Source organism: Hyphomonas sp., assembly GCF_013823385.1.
Classification (GTDB): domain Bacteria; phylum Pseudomonadota; class Alphaproteobacteria; order Caulobacterales; family Hyphomonadaceae; genus Hyphomonas.
Genome location: NZ_PNMA01000155.1, coordinates 1 through 1,176, shown reverse-complemented (window position 1 = coordinate 1,176; position 1,176 = coordinate 1). Strand labels below are relative to the sequence as shown.

General features: G+C 60.0%; 1 protein-coding gene and 1 pseudogene. One reads left to right on the top strand and one right to left on the bottom strand.

Translation table 11 applies throughout. The features are described 5' to 3' along the window. Positions 1 to 280: pseudogene (locus C0456_RS20695) on the bottom strand (FAA hydrolase family protein); the annotation flags it as partial. Between the two features lie 132 nt (positions 281 to 412). Here C0456_RS20695 and C0456_RS20690 point away from each other — a divergent pair. Beyond that, a partial coding sequence (locus C0456_RS20690) for an acyl-CoA dehydrogenase family protein (protein ID WP_291056643.1) occupies positions 413 to 1,176 on the top strand: 764 nt, incomplete at its 3' end.

The window sequence follows — 1,176 nt, the reverse complement described above, 5'->3', positions numbered from 1 at the left end:
GCACCAGCGCGACATGGTTCACATAGGCCGAGCCATCGGCCCATTGATATGCACGCGGCAGCGGTGCGGCGGCGCCATGTTCGTGAAAGCGCCGCATCGGGATCATCTCATGCTGCAAATCGGTGTGGAGATTGCGCAGTGCAGGCTCGATCCGGTCCCAGTCATCGAGTGCGGCCTGCAGCGTCGGGGCGATATGCGCGGCGTCGGCGCACCACGCCAAATCGTTGGACACGACCACGAGCTTTCCGTCACGCCCGTGCTTCAGGCTGGCCAATTTCATGCGCGCTCTCCCAAATTTGTGATGACCTTATCCGCTTGCCTTTGGCGAAGTCGAGCGGCGTTTCGCGAATGGCTTGACCGGACCGGTTTCGGCACGCAACCTGCCACTCAATCGCTTATGGAGAGGATGGACATGCTCGACACGCTTCCCGGCCGTTTCGCCTATAATGAGGATCATGAGGCGTTTCGCCAGACGGTGCGCAGTTTCCTTCAAAAAGAAGGTGTGCCCAATGTTGGCCAATGGGAGTCCGACCGGCTGGTGCCCAAGCAATTCTGGCGCAAGGCGGGGGAAATCGGGATGCTGTGCCCGACCGTGCCCGAGGCTTATGGCGGGCTCGGCCTTGATTTCGGCTATAACGCGATTGTTGATGAGGAAATGAGCTATCTCGGCGTGCCGGCCGGCTTCTCGCTGCAATCCGATATCGTGTGCGATTATCTGGTCGCCTATGGCAGCGAGGAGCAAAAGGCTCAGTGGCTGCCCCGGCTGGTATCTGGGGAAACGATTACCGCCATCGCCATGACCGAGCCGGGCACGGGCAGCGACCTTCAGGCGATCCGCACCAGTGCGGTGAAGGACGGTAATCACTATGTCCTCAACGGCTCCAAAACCTATATTACCAACGGCCAGAACGCCGACCTGATCCTGGTCGTCGCCAAGACCGATCCCGATGCCAGGCCCGCCTATAAGGGCATGTCGATTATTCTGGTCGAGGCCGATCGTGAGGGGTTCAAACGCGGTCGCAAGCTCGACAAGATCGGGCAGGACGCCGCCGACACCAGCGAATTATTCTTCGAAGACGTCCGCGTGCCGATGACCAATTGCCTGGGCGAGGAGGGCAAGGGCTTCATTTATCTGATGAGCCAATTGCCGCAGGAGCGCTTGTCCATCGCGGTCGG